Raw genomic sequence first — 21490 nt, forward strand, 5'->3', positions numbered from 1 at the left:
ATATGGAGGTAAATATGAGCGAAGAATTGATTAATGAAAAACTATTAAAAGATTATTACGAAATTTTTAATGATTCCGAAAAATTGAAAGATTTTTCTAGTTATTATAGAGCGTTAGTACAAATTGTTAAAAGGTACCCTTTAGAATTTACAGATGAAGTTAGAGACGAATGGGGATTAAATGAACTTCTTAGTATTGAAGAAAAGAAGTATATAGTTGACAAGCCTGATATTTGTTTAAATATGGAAAAGAAACGTCTGGTAAGAAATTATGAAAATATTGATACGTTAGCTATGGCTATTAGAGATACTTTATGGGATATGGTTACTGTGTATTCAGGAAAAGACTGTCCGATAACTCCAAATGATGAGTTGAGATATATTAAAATAGTTTATAAAGATAATTCTGATAAGATACTTTTAGAGTGTGCAGGATGTGGATGGACAGAAGATATTAATGGGAACGAGTATACTGGACCTGTTGGGAAAGTATTTCCTGTTAAGAAAGATGAAATTGAAAATATATAAAATAATAAAAAGGCACTTTACTATCTGATTGGCGTCGGATAGTAAAGCCTTGATGGTAAGGGTAATCTCACTAATCAAGTTGACAAAAGCTAGCTGTATTTATTGTACAAAAATTCAGAGGACATTTCTAGTCTTTTCGAATGTTTCTTAAATGTACAATCATTTCAGCTAGAAAATGTAAAAGTTATTGAAACGGTATTAGTGAGGGAATAATCACTGATACCGTTTTTTCGTATATCAAAATAAATTTCAAAGGATAATGAACAATGATTTTAACAGAAAAGAACCAGCCAATTAAGGAAATTACACATCAAGACATTTACAATCTATATGACTTGTGGGAGCGACTTCAATCATGGCAAGAAATAGGTATATACGTATTTCTCTGATAAAACAACGCCCGTCAATAAACAACAGATTGTTCGGAAATACTATGCCTGTTCGAAGGTTTTTAGCTTGTTTTATCATGATTTTCATCAGTCTATGAGTAAAATAGAAGAATTATTAGAAGAATTGCGTAATCGTAAGAAGGTTTTATGGAATAAAAATGCTATTTTACTAGATTCTGAGGGTGAAGTAAAAAAGGTTTGAAAGAACAAATTTAAATACTAAAGCCAACGGTAGGCATGTTACGCTAAAAAAGCTCGAGGAACTGACTAAGGTGTTAGCTATTTTGTGAGTTTCTCGGGCACTGACAAACATACATGCCTACTAATAAAAGTCAATGGCGATGAAATCGACGAAGTGAACCATTTACTTATATTAGAATGAAAGCTTCTGTGGAAACATCGGCAGCGGTCGCAAGAGCGTTATCTCGAATGAATCCAGTGGCTAATATTCTAGATTCATTGTTAAACATTCAGAAAAATTTGAATCAGATGGCGGAGAGTTTAGAAGGGGACATTCGTGAACTAGAGGATAAGCTAGAAAAGTTAAGAGAATTTTCGGCAGAGACAAGCGGTCTATTTACGAACAGCCTAAGTGATATGAAGTTAGCAATGCAAGGTGTAGCGGTATTGAATATCACTGTTGCTAATCCTGATGGAACATATAGTTTTCCAGAAGGATTTGATAAAAGTTGGTTTGATAAAATTAAATCGAAGAGTGAACTTGAAAAATCAGAAGAAAAAGCAATTCAAGCATCGTTGAAACAATTTAATGATTTGTATGCAAAAAATCCTGCAGCTGCGATAAAAAAAGTGAAAAATAATGACCGATTGCTAGGATACATTCTTTCAGCATTAGATTCGGGTAAATTACCTGAAAAAGCAGAAGAAGCAATATTAGGCATTTTTATTGCACAAGAAACATGGAGTGTTTTACCTAAAAAACTAGCTAGTGACGTTTTAAACAGTCCGAAATTTGGTCTTTATTTGAGTAAAGCATCGTATGAAACACAAGCAGCCGTATATGGTGCGTTAATCAAATTAAGTGATAAAGGTTGGGATGTTTTAGCTCCTATTGGAAATGTGACGAATATACTGTCAAAATCGTCAGCAGGTGAAAAACTGATTGCTGGAAGTAAAATTGCTTTCAATAAATTTAACAAATTGAAACCAGTTGCTGAGTTTTTGAAAAAACATAAAATGGCTACAGAGGTTGTTTCTGTTGTAGGAGACGGGTTCACAGTTAGTAGCTTAGCCTATAAAGAATATATTAATCCTAAAAGCCCAGCATATGGAGATGTAAGTAAAGCCTTATATGGTGGAGAAAATATATTCTTTATAGAAGCAGGACCTCTAGAGGGAGCTCAGTATGGCGGACCAGTAGGTGCATTTTTTGGAACGGCTAATTACTTTGCTCAAGGTGGAGGGTTATCTGATATTTATGGGGTAAATAAAATTCCATACGTTAAAGATGTTTTGAACTGGGTAGATGATAAACATACATTTTTAAATGAAGAAGATAAAAGGAATTGGATAAATGAGCAGTATGATATTTATGAAAAACGGCATGAAGGATTAAAAAATGGTGATTATTCAGGGTTCAAAATACCAAATAGTGAATATAAACCTGGAGTTCCATCGCATTCTGGTAGCTCTAATTTCAATCCTAATACAAACAATAACATATTTCCAAATGGAGGAAATTAAGTATGATGTTGAAAATTAAGAATAAAAGTAATGAATATTTAGATTCCATATCCCTTAAGGAAGCCAATGACAATATTTATTTTGAAGACATCGAGTTTGCAATGAATGGTAAAGGCAATCAAAAATTTTCTATAGGCACAAAAAAATTAGTCGTTTTTTTAGTAGGTGTATTTATACCTATATCAATGATAATAAGCTTGATAACAGATAGAGTGAAAGTAGGGAATTTTCTTCCACAAACTATTCTAGCTGTTTTCCTAGAGCTATTGATAGTAAGTTTTATGGTATATCAATTTTATAAATCAAGTCGTACGGTTTTGAAATATTGGGAATATGAAGAAGTCAGCTACACTATAGTGAAATCAGCATACATATCTTTGTTTGTGATGGGCTATGGTATGGATGAAGGCAATTATATAGTTCCTTTCTTGGTAGTTACTACTTGTATTTTAGTTTTTCTATTTTTTTATTTTAAGGTAGAAGAGAACATGGTCGTAGAAGAAATTAATAAAATTTTCAACAGAGAATATAAAACGTCTAAGACAATGAGTATTATGATAAAAATTTCTGGAGTAGTAGCATTTTTGATTTTAATCGCCATGCAATTTTATCGATTAAATAAATGGTGGATACAGGATTCTATCGTGAACGACTCAACAAATCAAACTAGTTTGATTGATGACTTAACAGGAATATTTTTAGGTATACCTATTTTATTGCTGATAACATTGATACCTACTTATTTTTTGTTTAAACCAAAATCTTATGTTAAAACAAAAATAATTAAAAAATATGCTGAAGAATTTAGAGAAAGATATGACTATACAAAAAAACAGTGGTATGGAGAATAAAAACTACCTTGATTAAAGGTGATATGACTGTCTGGTCACACACGCTGTTTGGGTTGGGCTTATCTAAAAAAATGTAACTAAAATTAAAGAAGACTGGTTTGGAAAACAAGATGGGCGTGTAGATACGGGCGACTTTAACAATGGGCTACCAGGGTGGTAAATATGCAAGAAATTTGTTTCATAGAAGCAAAACAGAAAATAAGCTATGATGAAATTGAAGGAATTGTGAATAATAAAGATACAGCATCAAATAAAGCTAAAATACTAGGCAGTTTTTTGTTGGCAGTATTAGTAAGCTTACCTTCGACAAATTATTATGGCATATTTTCAGTGTGTTCTATTCTTTTGTTAGGCATTATATTTTTTAAATATGTGACTTCTAATAGCTTATTTAAAAAATTAAGTTATAATACTGTGATGTACGCATTGTGGCAAACAGGAACCATTTTTTTTCTGACAGTCTTTTTGTATGTGAAGACAGATAAATATCATGTATTTCCAATTTTATATGTATTTGTGTCATATATGATAGCTTATTATGTCATTCGCAATAAAACTACTAATTTGCTAAAAGTTGAGTATGGGATTCCTTTGAAAAATAATTATGCAGGACCGTTGACGAACAAAATTTCTAGATTATTACAAGTTTTTTTAGCTATAGTTATAGCAGGAAGTATTCTTTATAGAACAAACAAATGGTGGTTGATGAATCTAGAGGTATCTTCTGCTGATGCTTCTATATTAGAATATATTATTTGGGGTGTTGGTTTAATTGTTTTACTAATTGGTTTAACGTTACTACCTACGTTGATTTTTTCTCCAGATAAGTATATCAAGAATAAATTGCTACAAAAATATTCAGAAGAATTTAGAAATCTTTATGGATACACAGAAAAAGAATGGTATGAAGAATAAAGAATATTCTATAGCTACCTGTGAGGATTAAAAAGTATTAATAACATAACTCACAAGTATACTTGCTATCAGGATAATTTTCTAAATTAATCGAGACGAAAAGAAAAATAACTATATATTATTACCATGAGAGTCAATTGCTTCGCTGCAATTGGCTCTTTTTTGTGTTGCCAAAAATAAGGAAGGAGGAATGAAAACAATGTTTGAAAAAAATGACAATCGCTATCTAACAAAAGGAGTCAATGAACAACTACCAAAAGAAATTCAAGTCTATTGTTGGCAGTTGATTGACCAGAAAAGGAAAGAAGCAGAAACGAAACTGGATTACCTACAAATTTTTGAGTTTAACCGAGATGAACAACGTCAAGCCGTTGAAGTGATTTATCGACAAGAAGAACCATTTTTCATCACCTATCATGAATACAAAATCACAAATTCATTATCAAATTTTCAAGTGAAGAAGCTTTGGGTAATTGACGATGGCACCAATCAGACCATGTTACTACCAGAGGAATATTGAGAGGCTTTCACTATAAAAGAGAACAATTAAGAAGGAGGGGAAGTGTGTCATGGAAGGCAATCAACCAAGAAAAAGAGTGTCCATTATTAGTGTCGAGCTAGTAAAAGAAAGTAGCTTTTTATACAAAAGCCGTCACTGTTCCTCGCCAGAAGCAGCCTATGAATTATTTGCCCCATTTGTTGAGAAGAAAGATCGTGAACATCTCGTCGTGGCAGGATTGAATACCAAAGCAGAACCTACGATGATTCATGTCGCGCATATTGGTACAGTGAACCAATCCATTGCGATGCCTAGAGAAATTTTAAAACCGCTACTCCTATCCAATAGTGTTGCTTGCATTGTCTGTCATAATCATCCCAGCGGTCATGTCGAACCATCTGAAACGGATATTGCATTCACAAGAAAACTGAATGAGGCCTGTGAACTATTAAACATTACACTACAAGATCATCTTATTATTGGAAGTAATGGCGACTACTATTCATTTCGTTCAGAAGGATACTTATAAGTTTCATACGTTAGACCATCAAAATCAACTGTAAAGGAAGGAACATTCATGTGTAGAATAAATCAAGCCATTCAATTATTAACGGAGCAACAGAGCATCAAAACAGAAAAAGAAGAGTGGGGACAAGAATCCATCTTATTAATGAAGGAAGAGCTAGACGAAGAAACATTGCATAAAAAAGCTAAAGAGAAGTTACCTACTATTACCTTAAAAGGTGGGATTAAGAAGCGAATTCGCTACTATTCTTGTTCGACTTTTAGAAACAAAGGAGCCAGTGTGTGTCATGCCAATTCCATTCGAGCCGATACCGCAGAAAGTTTCGTAGCAGAACGACTGAAAGAAATTGTCCGAGCCCCTCAAATTTTAGAACCTTTAGTTCGGCAGTTGAATGAGGAGCGACTGAACCAGATACAGCCCTTAGAACAAGAACTAGCCGTTATTGCAATAGAACAAGAGGAATTATTGGCTAAAATAGCAAAATGGGAAGTGGTGCTGGAAGAAAATCCAGAGTTGGTTGAAACCTTAATCGAACGGCTAAAGATACTCCGCACTCGTAAGAGTAACGATCAAAGACGAGAAAACGAGATTCTGCATTTCCTAAAACACAAAGATCAACCCATTGAATTAAAAGATGTTCAAACTATCCTTCAAGGGATTGATGCCATGTTAGCAGGGCAAGAGAAAAAAGCCATCAAGGAGTTGTATCGATTTTTCATTAAAAAGATTACTTTTGATAAAGAGACAAAAGACAATATTCAGATGACGATGGCATTTGATGAAAAAATGATTGCTCAATTGAACCAGTTGTACCAAGAAACCCTATCTCACTCGGATAGGGTTTTTTTCGTGATTCAGACAGCTTTTGAGCTCACTATTTAAAGAATAGCATTACCTGTTATGAAATCCATAACAAAGCCCTAGATAGTCGAAATATCTAGGGATAGTGTTATGTAGGTGCGTAACAACTATTATGTTTGATAGAAAGAAAAATTTTGACTATATATAGTTGTATTTTTTTTAGTTAGGTGGTAAAATCACTAAATAAGTATACTTTTGAAAAATATAATCGCTTATTTTAAAGCGTTCTTATTTTATTAGGTAGACAAAAATATGGTTTTTTCTAAAAATAGGAGGTTGGAAAATGAAAATCAGTAGTATTCCACTGAAAAGTTTGTATTTGTTGAAAGTTGCTTTTGAAGAAAGTGTCCTTGATGATGTGAGAGCATTTAAAGAACAAATGGGGGAAGGTACATTTAATGCTAAACATGGCTTAAATTGGGATCTTACATATCGGAATGTTAGTGCGGCTGCAACTACACTTGGGATGATAGTGATAGAAGCTAAGCGGGGCTTTTGGGAGTTTGACCTTGTTTTGGATTTAAAGTCAAAAGAAGTGTTAGTTTTTATGAAAGATCCCAATACGAATATAGCAGCTCGGATTGATTATCATTACTTCAATGCATTACTTTACAAGCATGAATCATTTGAAATGGATATGCTGGCAGATGATTTTGCTGAGGGAGAAGACAAAATTAAAATGGATATTGTAAAGGATATTCTTGGGGGATTTGCTTATGCCTACGATACTGTTCTTGTAATGTCCAAAGAAATGGATGGACATAAAGCTTTAAAAACATCTTTAAAACTATATTCAAAAGAAGGGCAGCTTTTAGAAACAGAATTGATTCCAAATCTTCCAAACGATGATGATACAGAAAGTCAATATACATCTGATCAACATGATATTAAAGGGATTTCTTTAAAAGACAGCAAGCCCAAAGAAAATACGATGTTTGACTCTGAAGATTTAAAAAGGGATGAAAATATTGAAGACGAAGAGCAGGCATAATCTTCACTCACATTAGGAAGGGTGTCGTTAAAAAGTGAGAGAATTTAATGGTGAACGATTAAAAGAAGCACGTTATTTTAAAGGTATATCAATAACAGATTTAGCAGATAAATTAGAAGTCAGTAAGCAGATGGTATCAAAATATGAAACAAATAAGGCAAATCCAACTGCTGAAAATTTATTTAAAATAGTTAGAATACTTGATTTTCCTACTGAGTTTTATTTTAATGATGATAAATTTTCAGAGGTTAGTAATGGTACTTTCTATCGATCTAGGTTTACTTCGACACAAAAACAGAAAGCTCCTTCGGAATCTATAAAAAGAGTTGTAACAATTTATCGAGATTTTTTAGAACAGTACGTAAATTTTCCTAATCTTGCTAAACCTGTGATTCCAAATCTTGATGAACTTGTGGAGAATAAAAAATTTGAAACACTATCAAAAATACTACGAGACTACTGGGGTTTAGACAGAAGACCTATAGAATCTATGATGGTATTGTTAGAAGAAAAAGGTTTTGTCAATGCATTATTACCTAAAGAAATGGAAAAAGTGGATGCTTTTGGGAGTCATGAATTCATTAATGACAATAATTACTACGTAATTATTTCAAAAGCAGACTCATCATTTTACAGGCAACAATTTTCCTTAGCTCATGAATTAGCACATTGGATTATGCATACCGATGAAATAGACCCTCAAGCCCTTGATCCAATTGAGTATAGGAAGAAAGAATCAGAAGCGAATGATTTTGCTTCAAGTTTCCTGTTACCAAAAGAAGAATTTTTGAAGGATATAGATAACATAGGAACAGTAACACTAGCTAAACTATTAGTCTTGAAAGAAAAATGGAATGTTGCGTTAAGTGCTATGCTTATGAGGGCAAGTAAACTTAATGCTATTACAGAGATAGAGCATCAGAAATTGCAAAAACAGATTAGCTATAAGGGTTGGAGAAAAAGAGAACCATTAGACGAAAAAAAATCTACTAAACCATTAGCTTTAAAGCAAGCTACAGAGCTAATAGTTGATCACGATGTAATAAAAGCTTCTGATATACCAATAAAGATAAATGAACAATATGGGAGACTGTACAATAGTAGTTTTCTTGAAAATGCTGTTGGTCTAGATACTGGATATTTGACTTTGAAAAGTGCTGAAGTGATAACATTAAAAGTTAGAAATTAAAGCAATAGTATCTGTAAAAAATGATTGAGATATCTTTATAGTGAAGTAAGTGCTGTCACATATAAAGGTATCTTTTTTAATACAATTTTGCCAAAGTAAATCTAAAATATGTTACGATAATAACTAGTAGGGGATAAAACAATATGTCAACAGTGGAAGAAAGACGATTTATAGTTTTTGTTGTAGCTTTTTCGGTAGTCAATAGCTGTAAGACGCTTATCTTTAATAATAATGTATTTAGCCCACAAGACTATTTTGGAGCAGCAATTACTATTGCATTAATATTTTATATGGAAATATATAGAGATAGGGAAGGATATCAATTATGGATAATTAGGTTTAAGAGTCCATTGAAAAATTTAGTGTTGATATTTATGGGAGCATTTCTTATTTTTCTAGTTTGGGGATTTGAACAGATAAGTGGATGGGCAATTGGTACAAATGAATTTGAACTGGCTAAGGTAGTTCTCTATTTTGTTACAAATATTACAAGCTATATTTTATTAACATTAGGAATTTGTTGCCTAATCCTTCCATTCCTAAGATTTTTGAGTGTTAAATTGGATATGGATGCTATGGAGTAAAGAAAAATTGAGAAAATTATTAAATTGCCTAGGTTTACGGAACTTATTAGTATTAAAGAAATATACGAATTTTATCTACTTAAAGTGTAACTTTACTTGCTATAAATAGTTGATATGTAAGTACAATTTAATGCGTCAAATTTTTTATTAGGTATTTAGTATATGACTATTTGGTATAATTATAGTGATAGAGGCTGAAGTGATAAATTTAAAGGAGAGGAAAAAGATGGGCAGAAATGTAAGTACTAATGTCGAAAGAAAGATATATGCTGAGTCTATGGGGAGATGTATGAATCCAGAGTGTAAAGTAGAACTATTCAAACATAATGGCGACATAATGGAGAAAGCTCATATAGTTCCATATTGTGATACCCAAAATAACTCATATGAAAATTTAATTATTTTATGTCCGAATTGTCATACGAACTTTGACAAAAATGCTGCATTCAGCAAAGAGGATGTTAAGTCATGGAAGCAATTACGTAATGAGGAGTTTGAACTTTTTTTTTAGTAAAGAATACGATACATTCGAGGATTTAAAACTGGAAGTAGTTCCGTTGTTATTACATAATCAAACAATTTTTGAAAATTATTATTTAAAGAGCAAAAGGGAGCTATGGGATATTTCTGAGGGAGAGATTTTATCAAACAATAGAATGCTAAGAAATATTTTAAAGAATAACACTAAGTTGATTCAAAATCATTTTGATGAAAACTATTCAAATTTAGCAATAGTACAAAAATTTATGCTTCATATTGATGAGTTTGAAGCTACTCGACTAAGTAAAGAAAGAACAAGACAAGTATTGTTTCCAACTGAGATTAACTCCCTATTTGGAATAGAGCCTTTAAATCAAGGGTTTTTACCATCAGTAGAATCTATTGAGAGTCTAATAGTGTCACTGCAAAATAAAGGAGAGTTTGAATCAATTGTTTTAGGTACTGATAATCCATATATACAGATAAAAAAAGATGATATTTCTGAAAAAATTTATCTATATGATATTCCTAGATTAAGACAAATGTATTATGATAACAATTGTTTCAGGGGGACGAATGTTCGTTTTTCGAGTTTGAATTATGCTCTGAAAGTTATAAAATCAAGAGGTTTAAAATTTAATTTTTTGGATCTTAATAATCTAAAAGAAATTGTAGTAAATGGTGTGCATATAATTTTTATTTATGAATACTGCTTAAGTAAAGTCGAATTATTACAACTGTCTCCAAAAGAAAAATGTGTAGTTTTAAATTTACATAATTGGAATGGTGAAGGTTGTATTTCAGCAGAAGCATACGAATTAGCAGAAGAAATGAAAGTTAAATTACTAACAGTGGATGAATTTTATAGGTACCTCAATAATGTTTAGAGAAAAGGATAATGTTATTCGGAAAATTATATATCATAAAAAATTGTTTGATTCATTTAAAAATGTATATTTGTTTGGATCTATAGTTGATGAAAAAAAAATTCCGAATGATATAGATTTATTGCTAATATACGAAGATTTTTCTGATGAACTTTTACTAGATGTGGATAAGATAAATATTATTTTTGATCAATTATATGGACTTTCTTTTGATTTAACAGTGCTTAGTGAACGTGAGGAAGATGAGTCATGCTTCATAAGTAGATTGAACTCAAATTACTTACAAATAAAATGATAGACGTTTAAGTGGATTTACTTTTATGTTTAATGGAACACTTAAAACACTATTGATACAGCTGCTTGAAATTTGGGTACTTGAGTAAATCTCAGTTGATGTGTTGTTAATGATAGCTGATATCACTTATCTATGATACGGGCATACGTATCACAAATAATGCGGTTTTTTTGAGTGGTAGGAGTTCGGAACAAAAATCGAAGAAACGCTTGGTGCTGTGAGATTCTGCGGATATCATTCACTTACGATACGGAGAACCGTATCATAAATGATGCGGTTTTTGAAAAGAGAAGGTTGGTTTAGAGGGCTTTTCAGGTGGGAAATGCAGGGTTTGTGATAGGGGAGTTCTTGGTTAGTGGGGAATAGTTATTGAGCTTGATGCGGATTGTTGTCTATTTAGGAGGAAACAAAATGAATTTTTACACAGAAAGATTATTATTAAGACCATTTAAAAATACGGATGCAGCATCACTATTTGATTATGCGTCGGATAAGCGAGTAGGACCTATTGCAGGATGGCCAGCACATACGAGTGTTGAGAATAGCCAAGAAATTATTAAGACTGTTCTTTCTGATTCTTTAACATTTGCGGTATGTTTTAAAGAAGCCCCTGAAGTAGTGATTGGTAGCATTGGAATTATACTACACACGCAAGAAAAACTTTTTTTATTTATGGGGAAAAAAGATGCAGAAGTTGGGTACTGGTTAGGCGTTCCATTCTGGGGACAAGGTATCATTCCAGAAGCATTTACAGAAATAATGAGATACGCATTTGAAGAGTTGAAGGTTGAAGCAATTTGGTGTGGTTATTTCGATGAAAATGAACAATCTAAAAAAGTTCAAGAAAAGGCTGGATTACGATATGTACGAACAGAAATGGATATTGAGGTTCCATTGTTGAACTTGAAGAGAACAGAACATTTCTCTAGAATAACTAAAGAAGAATGGGAGAATATTTCTCTTTAGTTATTTTTTTTAGCATTCTATTGCTCCACTTTGTAATCATTGTTATAATTTAATTAGTAAAATATAAAATGAATATATACTGCTATATTCCATTGGAGGAAAAAGAATGGCACAAATCAAATTATCACCAGAAGAATTAGAAACATCTGCTACAAAATACACACAAGGGTCAGAAGAAATTTTAACGGTTTTATCTAACCTTGAGAGAGAACAAGACGCAATCCGTTCCAATTGGGAAGGTAGTGGTTTTGAAAGCTTTGACAATCAATTTGTGGAATTACAACCGAAAATTCGTGAGTTTGGTGAGTTGTTAGAACAAATCAACCAACAGCTACGTTCAGTGGCACAAATTATGCGTGATACTGATAACGATATCTCACAAGCGATTAATAATCGTTAATATTTTTAGGACAGAGAAGTCTTTTGCATTTTCTTTGTCCTTATTTTTTTCAGTCAAACGAAAGGAGGCATAACAGATGGCAGGAATAAAAAGTAACTCAGGAGTTGCGCAATCGGTTGCTTCCGCTATTGCCACTTCTCTAGGTTCCATTAATCAAAGGGGAACCATCCTAACAGATAACCAAACAACTGTTGCTGGGAATACAAGTGCACAACAAGCTATCACTCAGTTAACATCTTTTAATACATCTCTTGTTCAGGCGGTCGCACAGGCAAGTAATAACATCCGTTCCGTTGCCTCAGAGTTTGAGGGGTTAGATCAGAAAATTGCTCAAACGGTTCAACAATTGCCTAGGTAGAAAAGGGGAAGTCGTCAGATGAAGACATGGAATGAGGTTCAAGCTGAAAAGCTTCAATTAGAGCGCGATCAAGAAGGGCTGGAGAACACGCAGCGAAGTGTTCGTCAAACAGAAGAATCGTATGAAGAGTATTTTTTTCATCAAAGTACGCTATTTGAAGAACTACAAGAAGAGTTTGCCCAAAGTGAAACAGATTTGTTGTATCAAGACATGGCGGAACAAATCCATTGGCAGAAACGCGCTCTTCAAGAGGTTTTAGAGGAGCAGGAACACGAAATGAAAAAAGAATTACAAGGAATCGAAGATAAAAAAGAAGCATTGGCTTGGGCAGAACGAGCAATTGCAAAAGCGGAAAAGGAGGAACAGAATGAGTATTGATATGTACTTAGGACAAGCACGAAGTCAAGCAGCTAGTGTGAAAAGTGTATGTAATCAATTGTCTCAAGGATATCGTTCTTTGTTGCAAAGCAATCAACAATTTATTGGAACAGTAGAACTATCCAGTAAGGCGTATGATTCCGCAAAAGCTTTTTTTTCAGCGGTGATACAACCGTTAGTTCAAGGCGCTGAAGTGGGTGCAGAAATGACTGCAGAAGCCTGTCAAAAATTTGTGGATCAATATACATCGGAAGTAGATAGCATTGATTTGAAGTCTGACCAATTAGAACGTCGGATTCAACAGGTGAATCAATCCATTCAAAATATGCAACACATTAATAACAATCTACCGTCACTACCATTAGGAACGAATCCCTTGAAACAAATCAATCAACGAATTATTGAGTCATTAGAAACCACGAAAAGAGACTTGGAGAAGAAGCTAGAAAAATTGTTGGCCTTCAATGCCTCGTCTCCTGCTATTTTTTCAGAAGTGAATGCCTTTTATGGCACCTTGGCACAAGGTTTACAACAAGCGAATACTAGCTTCAATCCTTCAACAGGGACATTTTCTATACCGAAAGGGAAAGCTTTGGATTGGACGAAATCGGTTAATGAACGATTTGTAAAGAATGAAATTGATAAGTTAATGAAAAAAACAAAACTTACTAAAGATGATCTTGTAAAATTAATCCAAATTGCAGAACAAAATCCTAATCAAGAAATGCCTAAAAGCTTTTGGGATATAGTATCTAAGTCTTGGAATGATATATCAGAAAATGTAAAAGATGGAACTCCATTAGATTTTGCCGCATTGATGTTAGAGACTAGCGGAAATGTAACTTTAAAATTAGGAGGCTGGTATAATTATATTACAGGTATAAAAGGAACAAATTTTGTTATTGTTAATCCAAGAGTGGCCGCAGTAACATCAAAAATGTTTAGCCAAGGAAACCTCTTAATTGGTGGAGCAAAATATGGACTACCTGCTCTAGGTGGTGTTTTAGATTTTGTAGGACAGGTAAGTGAAGGTGAAGATGTTGGAGATGCGGCAGTGAAAGCAGTTGCACATGTTGGGATAGGACTTGCTTCAGGGAAAGCTGGAGCTGCAGTAGGTGCAGCAATAGGTACGGCTATTCCAATTCCTGTTGTTGGAACAGTTGCAGGAGCCGTTGTAGGTTTTGCAGCTGGTGTAGTTATAGGTGCTGTTGGTAGCTGGGCATTTGACAGTTTGTATGATAACAAAGAAAAAATTTGGGAAGGCGCAAAAGAGTTAGGTGGATCAATCAAAAATGGCGTAGAAAAAATTGGAGAAAATATTGGACAGGCTGTGGGAGGCTTTTTTGGGAATTTAGGAAGTGCTTTTGGTTAGAAAGGTGAGACAGTAGAATGAAGAAACGATATATAGCTATTTATAATGGAGAAGAGGGAACCAAAAGCATTTTTTTTGATAATTTAGCAAAAAAATTGGTAGTTGTTGAAATCAATTCTGGTAAGGGAAAGACCTCAATAATCTCAGGTTTTTTAGGAATTTTAGTCTATTACTTATTTGGAAACATGCTTTTTAAATTATCTATTGACTCTTTGGTTCTGGTACTATTAATAGTGTTTTCAGGAATGATAGGAGGATTTCTCTTTAATATAGTTATCAATAGAATCGCAAATAGTGATAACAATAAGTTAGAGTATATACTCAATATCGATGATGAAGAATTGGAAAAATATATGAATGAAGGAAAGAAACAACTAAGAAAGTATATATGGATGCTCTTTTTTTTGATTGTAATGTTGTGTGTGTGCTTAGTTCCATTATATAGTAACTATTACTCCGTGTTGCTTTTGTTTTCTGCATTATTTTTTTCAACAATTGTTTTCCTGTTTATCGGAGTAGTTTCACCACTCAAAAGAATGAGCGCATATCGTTATATTAAAAAGAACAAGGAATTGTTGTTTTTCAACATTAAAGGAGAGATTCATTCATGAAATTTTTAGCAATTGGAAGTATTGTAAAATTAAAAAAAGGTGAACATCTATTAATGATAACATCTCGTTTACCATTGTATAATAACGAAGGGAATATAGGCTACTTTGAGTATCTTGCTTGCTTGTACCCAGAAGGGTTTAGTGAGAAAGAAAGTTTCTTTTTTAATCATGATGATATTGAAGAAATTTTATTTGAAGGTTTTGAGTCAAGCCAAGAGAACGATTTTCAAAAACACATTGAAGAAGTTTTGCCTTCAATTAAATATCCAAGATTAACAATTTTGTAGTTTTGAGTCGTAAATAAGACATAAAGCTAGGTCTAGATTATTGTTTTAGAAGAGAAAATAACTGTAGGAATAGCTTTTGATTTTGCGTATCAAAACAACTTTTTAGGATTGCAAGATGGCTTGGACTGGTCAGGTAGTAAAGTTGATGAAGGTATAGATTGGGCAGGTAAAAAAATTGATGACAGTATCGATTATGCAAAAGAAAAGTTAGACGATGTTGGAGAAGCTTTGAATGGAATTGGTGATGCAATTAATCCAATGAATTGGTCGTGGTAAAAATGGAGAATGGGACAGTAAAAACAGTTTTTAAGAATAACCGTTATAAAATAGTACACTCTGATTTAGGTTATTACTTAATGGATTCAGATCAATCAATAATAGGATATCTTTGTTTTGTTTTAAACTGGATAGTGCCTCAAAAAATCTATATTATTGATGAGCATATAGCAGATGATTTACTTGTACATTCCATAAGTAATGAAATCAGAAGCAAAAATAAATTATTCGTTGTAATCATTGCTTTATCTATTGTATTTTTTCATATACTTTCTTCTGAAATTTTACACTATGGGAGTAATTCTAGTACAAATTATAGTCAGATATATCAATTTGGTGATACCGCACTTTTGATGCCATCGGTAGGGAAGGTTTTGTTATTACTTATTACAGTTTCTATTCCGGCTATTATAATTAGGGTATATCTGTCTGTATTATCAAAAAAAAAGCTTTATAAAAAAATTGAATATACCACTTTGACTATGAAAAAAATAAGAGTTGTACCTTCTTCATTCACAACTATTTTAAAAAGTCTAGGAGTCTATTTATTGTTTGCCTTTGTTTTAGCGATTGCCTTTTTTTTAGTCATTGTTTCAGATAACTATTGGATTATCTCAATGTGTTTTACAATGATATTGACACTATTTTTGCTGACTAATCGCTTAGCAGTGACACCGACAAATTACAAAATAAGATATATAAAGGAGAAATAATTTTACCTATTGGAAGTATCGTTTATTTGAAAGAAGGAACAAAGAAAGTCATGATTCTAAATAGAGGCCCATTGATTGTTATAGATTAAGCAACTAGAATGTTTGATTATTCCGGTTGTGTCTATCCAACAGGCTTGGTCCAAGATCAAGTGTTATATTTTAATCAAGAAAATATTGATAAAGTGTTATTTAATGGCTTTATAGATGAAGACGAGAATAGATTTCAAGAAATATACAAAGAATGGAAACAAACAAAAGCAAATACAATAAAAAAGGGTATTATTGATAAACCTTTAGATTTTTCAAGTATATTATTACCTATAATATTATGGATCATCAACAAAGAGGGAAACTTGATTGGTAATAACATTGGCAGTGAAATTGTCATGCTTAGTTTAGCAGGCATACTCCCATTTACAGCTGTTTTATTTTTATGGGAAAATAATTTGATTCGATGGTTAGGTGTTGTCTCTCTGCATCAAAATAATAAATAGTCAGGAGAAAAAAATGAAAGATAATATATTACCACTTGGAACTGTTGTGATTTTGGAAGATGGTGACGGATCAGAACTGATGATTGTTGCTAGAGGTAGCGTGATTGAAGAAAAGAAAAAAATGTTCTATTATGATTATGGTGCAGTTTTAGTGCCCCAAGGGATGTTAGCGCCTGAAGCAGTTTACTTTTTTAATAAAGAAAATGTTGCAAAAATAATATTTAAAGGGTATGAGAATGACAGTGAAAGAGAATTTCAAATAGGATATGATGAAATGATTGAAAAATCAGGATATAAAAAGGGAACGATACTCAATTAAAATGGATATAAGTTTAGCCAAATAGACTGTGAAATGACATGATTTTTTATTTTTTCTCATTAATTTTTATGTAGCAAGCATTTCTGAGTATCAAAAAGATTCTATAAATTATACTTGTACTTTGCGCTGATAGTGCAAAATGCTCACGATATAATGTTATTAATGTAACCTATAGTTGTTCAGGTACTTACTGGTTTCTGAACAACTATTTGTATATTGATTTATAAGGCTTAGTATACGGTCACTAACTTAGGTCAGAAGATAATTGATCTATAGGAGTGTTTGTATGATATTTGGATATGCGAGAGTATGTGCAACTATAACTGCTAAATCCTTGGATGAGTAACTAGGACAATTAAGGTAAGTAGGTATAGAGAAAGAAAATATCTACAAAAAAATTTAAAGGAGAAAAGCATGTTTCAGTTAGTATATACAGATGAAGAAAATTATCAATATTTTTTTAATCTTAAGACACACGAAGTAGCAAAAATCTATAGAGAGGACTTAAAAAGACAGTCCGGAAGTAAAAAGCGGGCATTTATGCTGTTTAGATTTTTTAGTATATTCATGCTTTTGTATAGAAAAACGATAATAGATACTCAAATTAATAAAACTGGTGTGCTTTTTCTAATTTTTGTTGTTGGAGCTGTATTTGGAATACTTCTTTATTATCTAGCTAAGAGGCAACAATTAAGAGAGCTAAATAATAGTATTATTGATTATTCTTTTGAAGATTTGAAAAAATGGATAGAGATTGGAAAATGGGATAGAAGCTTTCTGTTAAAACTTAGTGGTATGTTCATTATTTTATCAATTCTTGTTGGAATTGTATTTGTTAATAAACCAGATTACATCCTTATGTTGCTGGTAATTTTTTTTGCGTGGTCAACTGGAGTTTTCTTTTTTTGTGAACCAATCTTGTATTTTAGTATATATAAGAAGAAATTGACATTATTTTGTAAAGAGAATAAGATTAAATACTAATTAATTGGAAAAGAGTAAGAACAGATGGATATATTGCCACTAGGAACGGTATTAACTCTAAAAAGTGGAGATCAGAAACTGATGATAGTTTCTAGATTTCCACTAAGTAATATAGTAATGAGATAGGTTATTTTGAATATGGTGCATGTCTTTATCACCAAGGAATATTTATCAAGGAAATTTCTTTTTTAATCAAGAGGATGTACAAAAAATCTTTTATAAAAGTTATGTAGATTCTTCTGAGGAAGAAATAAAAAAATATATTGAAGAGAAAGAATCGCTAATAAAATATCCAAAATTTAAAATTGACTAGTTGTATTTAACACTTATCGTCTAATTGAGATAGGTGTTATTTAAAAATGTGTCAGAATATAGTACCATCAATTTGTCAAGATACTGATACGTAGTAATAGCAAATTTTAACAGCGAATCTGGTACCAAAGTTCAGGAACATTTAATGTAAAGAAAATGGATATGCGTTGGGCGAAGCCGATTACAAAGAATTGGAATAAAAGAGAAAAGAGAATAGAAGAGGCTATAAGAAATCAGAGCCTTAAAGAAAACCGAAAAGTAGTGAAGGATTTTGTTCAAAAAGACGTTATAGAAGATACAGTTTTTCCTATGAATCAAGATGTCGGCTTAGAAATGGCAGAAGATTTCATGGTAAAAAATGGCGACAAAATAGCAGTAGGATTATACAATACAGGGACAAAGCAGTTTGGTGGTACGAATATTTCTTCAGCATTTTATGCCGGTTCCAAAATGGTTGGAGCGGCAGGGAAAGCAATGCCTCTAATTGGGGCAGCTGTTGACTTCGGCTCAATGGTAGCTAGTGGTGAGAGCGATGCAGATGCTGCGGCCAAAACAGGGGCTCATCTTATTGCTAATATTGGAATTGGATTAGCAATAGGTGCACTTGGAGTAACTGGTTTAGGAGCAATTGCTCTAGGTGCAGTGGTTACTTTGGGAGTTACTGAATTAGTTATTGATCCGCTATATGATGTTACGAAAAAAGAAGTAGGGGATGCAGTAAAATCTGTAGGGAAATGGGTAGGTAATTTATTTGGCTAAAACAAAATATATTTTAATTAAGAACAATTATTTGGGCAAAGAGTCACTTTATTTTGATTTGACTAGTGGACTTTTTATAAAACGGGAAGAAAAAACACCCGCAGGAATGTATGTTTTAACAGTTTTGCTTATGGTTATGAGTCGTAGTATAAAAAATGAAAGGATAAACGGGAATTTCTTCTTTTTTTTGGTAACAGGTGTTTGTATAGGAGTGGGGATAGGCTATATTTTTCAAGTTATAGACCAGTATTTTAAAAGTTCTTCTGGTAATTTTAAGGAAATAGAGAACGATGGAAAATACCTAATCAAATACTTGAAGGTTGGACAACTGCTACTATCTAATCAAATAAAGATAATCAGTGTAGTAAGCCTGTTATGTCCAATAGCGTATATAACTTTTTATTTTAAACAAACACTACTAAACTTTTTTTTAGTTATATTAATGACTTTTGCGGTTGTAGCACTTTTAAATTTTTCTTCACCATTTAAAAAGAAAAAAGTATTTCAAGAAATTAGTGAAAAAATAAAATAGAAGATGAGGGAATAGAGAATGGAATTGTTACCAATAGGAACCGTCGTAACCTTGAATAATGGGGAACAAGAATTAATGATTACAGCACGTTTCCCGCTGTATAATAACAATGGAGAAATTGGTTATTTTGATTATGCAGGATGTTTTTATCCACAAGGTCAAATTAATGAGGGAAACTACTTCTTTAATAGCGAAGATATTCAGAAGATTCATTTCACAGGGTATATTTCAGAAGAAGAACAAGAATTGCAAAAAAATATAAAAGAACAATTAAAGTCAACAAAGTATCCTAAGTTAAACATTAAAGAAACGCTCTAAACTGAAAAATAACTATATATTATTACATAGTTAGTGCATCTGTCAGCTCTTATTTTTCTAAGGGGGTAGGATACGCTAGTACTAGTTTGTCAGCGGCTTCTGGTTTTGCAGCAAAAGGGATGTTACAAGGTGTTGCGAAAGTAGCAGGACCAGTAATTGGATTTACTAGTGATCTTTCAGAAGGAAAATCTGTAGGACAAGCTATTGCCCATACTGCTGTTACAACGGGGTTAGGTATACAGATAGCTTCTGGAGTAGGTTTTTGGGTCACTGTTGCTTTGGGGGTTACCCCAGTTGGAATGGTAGCTGTTGGTATTGCTGTAGCAAGTGGATTAGTAGCAAATATAATATATGAATCGAACTTTCTTGGTATTAAAGATATGGCAAATGATTGGTCAAAAGGATTTGATAATGGGATTAAAGGTATCAAGAAAGAAGTAGGGAGAGTCGGTGAATCTATTTCTAAAGGCTGGAATAGTTTAGTATCTAGTTTTGGAGGATGAAAGAATGAGAATAGACAATTCTAAAATAAGTAGGTACAAACTCGTTTTACTAAACAAAAAAAGATACTTAATAGATATGGATACCAATAAGTTAATCTGGTTTTTTCCGATGTTTGTATGGCAGTATAAACTGAAAGCACTAGAAATAACTGAGGAGCAATACAGTGAGTTGAAACGTGCGACTAAATACTCGGAGTCAACTGGCTTAAATATTGCTGCTATTAGTTTGGGAGGAGCAATTTATACTTTTCTCAGAAGTTTTATGGCTATTTTTTTTAAAGAGGTAACAATGCATGCATTAATTACTTATGTTGTCGTGACAATCGCTTTAGCTATTGGATTAAGAGGCAGTGTATCTTTATTCAATCGTAAAAAATTAAAGAAATATATAGACAAACAAGAATTTCTGGGAGACATTCATTTGGTGGAAATGAATTCTTATTATAGAAAAATTTGTTTTCAATCAATGCTCATCTTCTTTGGTGTTTATCTCTTTTTATTTTATTTGTATATCGCATATCTTGAGGTCATCGTTTTAACTATAATAGCGTTATTATCTTTTGTGTTATTGTTTTTGAATACTGCTGTTGTGAGACCGTATACTAATATGGAGTATGCTTACTCAAAAAATAGAGAGAAAAATAAGTAAATTAGGTTGTTTGTTTAGAAATACATTTAGAAAAGAGGATAAAAAATGTTATCAATTGGTTCAATTGTTTATTTAAGAGAAGGTAGTCAGAAAATTATGGTCTTGAACAGAGGGCCGGTCTTAAAGGAAAATGATGAAAAGGTACTCTATGACTACAGTGGCTGTAAATTCCCGAATGGCTTAAATCCAGAGGAAGTTCTTTATTTTAATCAAGAAAATATTGATAAAGTTGTTTTTGCTGGGTATACAGATGAGGAACAAGAACGATTCGATGATTTATACAATGAGTGGTTGAAGAATGAAGGGAAAATGTTGAAAAAAGGCGATGTAAAACAAGCTTTGAAATAGCTAGAAAAATAACCATATATTATGATCATGAGAGTCGATTGCTTCGCTGTAATTGGCTCTTTTTTGTGTTGCCAAAAATAAGGAAGGAGGAGTGAAAATAATGTTTGAAAGCAACGGTAATCGCTATCTAACAAAAAGAGTCAATGAACAAATACCAAAAGAAATACAGCGATAAGTAGTATCCTACTTACTTTGAAATAACGTACATGCGGC

The 21490-nt window shown here is 32.5% G+C and carries 30 protein-coding genes and 2 pseudogenes; all 32 read left to right on the plus strand.

The window, feature by feature from the left end; translation table 11 throughout:
• Positions 1 to 14: 14 nt before the first annotated feature.
• The 32 genes and pseudogenes from BCR26_RS13635 to BCR26_RS13785 all read left to right on the plus strand — a co-directional run bounded on the left by BCR26_RS13635 (position 15) and on the right by BCR26_RS13785 (position 21277).
• Complete coding sequence (locus BCR26_RS13635) at positions 15 to 527, plus strand: hypothetical protein (protein WP_069699546.1); 513 nt, start codon at positions 15 to 17, stop codon at positions 525 to 527.
• Between the two features lie 767 nt (positions 528 to 1294).
• A complete protein-coding gene (locus BCR26_RS19010) occupies positions 1295 to 2620 on the plus strand; it encodes a hypothetical protein (RefSeq protein ID WP_139124956.1) in 1326 nt (441 codons plus the stop codon).
• Positions 2621 to 2622: 2 nt separating this feature from the next.
• Positions 2623 to 3471: a hypothetical protein gene (locus BCR26_RS13650; RefSeq protein ID WP_084387147.1), complete on the plus strand. Its 849-nt coding sequence runs from the start codon at positions 2623 to 2625 to the stop codon at positions 3469 to 3471.
• Between the two features lie 162 nt (positions 3472 to 3633).
• The gene (locus BCR26_RS13655; protein WP_069699547.1) at positions 3634 to 4386 is read left to right on the plus strand and encodes a hypothetical protein; all 753 of its coding nucleotides are present in this window, start codon (positions 3634 to 3636) and stop codon (positions 4384 to 4386) included.
• A gap of 199 nt (positions 4387 to 4585) precedes the next feature.
• On the plus strand, positions 4586 to 4906 hold the full coding sequence (locus tag BCR26_RS13660) for a DUF960 family protein (protein ID WP_069699548.1): 321 nt from the start codon (positions 4586 to 4588) through the stop codon (positions 4904 to 4906).
• A 49-nt stretch (positions 4907 to 4955) separates the two neighbouring features.
• Positions 4956 to 5414: a JAB domain-containing protein gene (locus BCR26_RS13665; RefSeq protein ID WP_069699549.1), complete on the plus strand. Its 459-nt coding sequence runs from the start codon at positions 4956 to 4958 to the stop codon at positions 5412 to 5414.
• A gap of 198 nt (positions 5415 to 5612) precedes the next feature.
• Positions 5613 to 5855, plus strand: a pseudogene (locus BCR26_RS19250) (recombinase zinc ribbon domain-containing protein); the annotation flags it as partial.
• A 700-nt stretch (positions 5856 to 6555) separates the two neighbouring features.
• Complete coding sequence (locus tag BCR26_RS13675; RefSeq protein WP_069699551.1) at positions 6556 to 7263, plus strand: DUF5986 family protein; 708 nt, start codon at positions 6556 to 6558, stop codon at positions 7261 to 7263.
• Between the two features lie 34 nt (positions 7264 to 7297).
• Positions 7298 to 8452, plus strand: coding sequence for an XRE family transcriptional regulator (locus BCR26_RS13680; RefSeq protein ID WP_069699552.1), 1155 nt, complete (start codon positions 7298 to 7300; stop codon positions 8450 to 8452).
• A 143-nt stretch (positions 8453 to 8595) separates the two neighbouring features.
• Complete coding sequence (locus tag BCR26_RS13685; RefSeq protein WP_069699553.1) at positions 8596 to 9036, plus strand: hypothetical protein; 441 nt, start codon at positions 8596 to 8598, stop codon at positions 9034 to 9036.
• A gap of 226 nt (positions 9037 to 9262) precedes the next feature.
• Positions 9263 to 9547 carry an HNH endonuclease signature motif containing protein gene (locus BCR26_RS18830; RefSeq protein ID WP_209591868.1) on the plus strand — a complete coding sequence of 95 codons (285 nt, stop codon included), beginning with the start codon at positions 9263 to 9265 and terminating at the stop codon, positions 9545 to 9547.
• A 46-nt stretch (positions 9548 to 9593) separates the two neighbouring features.
• The gene (locus BCR26_RS13690) at positions 9594 to 10403 is read left to right on the plus strand and encodes an HNH endonuclease (protein WP_245341986.1); all 810 of its coding nucleotides are present in this window, start codon (positions 9594 to 9596) and stop codon (positions 10401 to 10403) included.
• Positions 10372 to 10698 carry a nucleotidyltransferase family protein gene (locus tag BCR26_RS13695; RefSeq protein ID WP_069699554.1) on the plus strand — a complete coding sequence of 109 codons (327 nt, stop codon included), beginning with the start codon at positions 10372 to 10374 and terminating at the stop codon, positions 10696 to 10698. Before BCR26_RS13690 ends, BCR26_RS13695 begins: the two co-directional genes overlap by 32 nt.
• A 411-nt stretch (positions 10699 to 11109) precedes the next feature.
• The gene (locus BCR26_RS13700) at positions 11110 to 11664 is read left to right on the plus strand and encodes a GNAT family N-acetyltransferase (RefSeq protein WP_069699555.1); all 555 of its coding nucleotides are present in this window, start codon (positions 11110 to 11112) and stop codon (positions 11662 to 11664) included.
• A 106-nt stretch (positions 11665 to 11770) separates the two neighbouring features.
• Positions 11771 to 12064: a WXG100 family type VII secretion target gene (locus BCR26_RS13705; protein WP_069697824.1), complete on the plus strand. Its 294-nt coding sequence runs from the start codon at positions 11771 to 11773 to the stop codon at positions 12062 to 12064.
• A gap of 76 nt (positions 12065 to 12140) precedes the next feature.
• A complete protein-coding gene (locus tag BCR26_RS13710; RefSeq protein WP_069699556.1) occupies positions 12141 to 12422 on the plus strand; it encodes a TIGR04197 family type VII secretion effector in 282 nt (93 codons plus the stop codon).
• Positions 12423 to 12440: 18 nt separating this feature from the next.
• A complete protein-coding gene (locus tag BCR26_RS13715) occupies positions 12441 to 12800 on the plus strand; it encodes a DUF3958 family protein (RefSeq protein ID WP_069699263.1) in 360 nt (119 codons plus the stop codon).
• Positions 12790 to 14172 (plus strand): LXG domain-containing protein, encoded by a 1383-nt coding sequence (locus BCR26_RS13720; RefSeq protein ID WP_069699557.1) that lies wholly within the window; start codon positions 12790 to 12792, stop codon positions 14170 to 14172. Before BCR26_RS13715 ends, BCR26_RS13720 begins: the two co-directional genes overlap by 11 nt.
• A 17-nt stretch (positions 14173 to 14189) precedes the next feature.
• Positions 14190 to 14783: a hypothetical protein gene (locus BCR26_RS13725; protein WP_069699558.1), complete on the plus strand. Its 594-nt coding sequence runs from the start codon at positions 14190 to 14192 to the stop codon at positions 14781 to 14783.
• Complete coding sequence (locus BCR26_RS13730; protein ID WP_069699559.1) at positions 14780 to 15070, plus strand: DUF4176 domain-containing protein; 291 nt, start codon at positions 14780 to 14782, stop codon at positions 15068 to 15070. The genes BCR26_RS13725 and BCR26_RS13730 overlap by 4 nt, the downstream gene beginning before the upstream one ends.
• 108 nt (positions 15071 to 15178) lie before the next feature.
• The gene (locus tag BCR26_RS18580) at positions 15179 to 15346 is read left to right on the plus strand and encodes a hypothetical protein (RefSeq protein WP_211272308.1); all 168 of its coding nucleotides are present in this window, start codon (positions 15179 to 15181) and stop codon (positions 15344 to 15346) included.
• Positions 15347 to 15348: 2 nt separating this feature from the next.
• Complete coding sequence (locus BCR26_RS13735) at positions 15349 to 16059, plus strand: DUF443 family protein (RefSeq protein ID WP_084387148.1); 711 nt, start codon at positions 15349 to 15351, stop codon at positions 16057 to 16059.
• Between the two features lie 8 nt (positions 16060 to 16067).
• A pseudogene (locus BCR26_RS19175) lies at positions 16068 to 16553 on the plus strand (DUF4176 domain-containing protein).
• A 13-nt stretch (positions 16554 to 16566) separates the two neighbouring features.
• Positions 16567 to 16872 (plus strand): DUF4176 domain-containing protein, encoded by a 306-nt coding sequence (locus BCR26_RS13745; protein WP_139124957.1) that lies wholly within the window; start codon positions 16567 to 16569, stop codon positions 16870 to 16872.
• A 414-nt stretch (positions 16873 to 17286) separates the two neighbouring features.
• On the plus strand, positions 17287 to 17856 hold the full coding sequence (locus BCR26_RS13750; RefSeq protein ID WP_069699562.1) for a hypothetical protein: 570 nt from the start codon (positions 17287 to 17289) through the stop codon (positions 17854 to 17856).
• 24 nt (positions 17857 to 17880) lie between these two features.
• Entirely contained in the window at positions 17881 to 17982 is a 102-nt protein-coding gene (locus BCR26_RS19255; protein ID WP_139124958.1) for a DUF4176 domain-containing protein, read from the plus strand.
• Positions 17983 to 18324: 342 nt separating this feature from the next.
• Positions 18325 to 18927 (plus strand): hypothetical protein, encoded by a 603-nt coding sequence (locus BCR26_RS13760; protein ID WP_069699563.1) that lies wholly within the window; start codon positions 18325 to 18327, stop codon positions 18925 to 18927.
• Positions 18920 to 19459, plus strand: coding sequence for a hypothetical protein (locus tag BCR26_RS13765; RefSeq protein ID WP_069699564.1), 540 nt, complete (start codon positions 18920 to 18922; stop codon positions 19457 to 19459). Before BCR26_RS13760 ends, BCR26_RS13765 begins: the two co-directional genes overlap by 8 nt.
• Before the next feature lie 18 nt (positions 19460 to 19477).
• Positions 19478 to 19777 (plus strand): DUF4176 domain-containing protein, encoded by a 300-nt coding sequence (locus BCR26_RS13770; RefSeq protein ID WP_069699565.1) that lies wholly within the window; start codon positions 19478 to 19480, stop codon positions 19775 to 19777.
• Between the two features lie 119 nt (positions 19778 to 19896).
• The gene (locus BCR26_RS13775) at positions 19897 to 20280 is read left to right on the plus strand and encodes a hypothetical protein (protein WP_211272309.1); all 384 of its coding nucleotides are present in this window, start codon (positions 19897 to 19899) and stop codon (positions 20278 to 20280) included.
• Between the two features lie 4 nt (positions 20281 to 20284).
• Positions 20285 to 20929, plus strand: a complete 645-nt coding sequence (locus BCR26_RS13780) for a DUF443 family protein (protein WP_069699567.1) — start codon at positions 20285 to 20287, stop codon at positions 20927 to 20929.
• A gap of 45 nt (positions 20930 to 20974) precedes the next feature.
• A complete protein-coding gene (locus BCR26_RS13785; protein WP_069699568.1) occupies positions 20975 to 21277 on the plus strand; it encodes a DUF4176 domain-containing protein in 303 nt (100 codons plus the stop codon).
• Positions 21278 to 21490: the final 213 nt, after the last annotated feature.

This window comes from Enterococcus rivorum (assembly GCF_001742285.1).
Taxonomy (GTDB): Bacteria; Bacillota; Bacilli; order Lactobacillales; family Enterococcaceae; genus Enterococcus_L; species Enterococcus_L rivorum.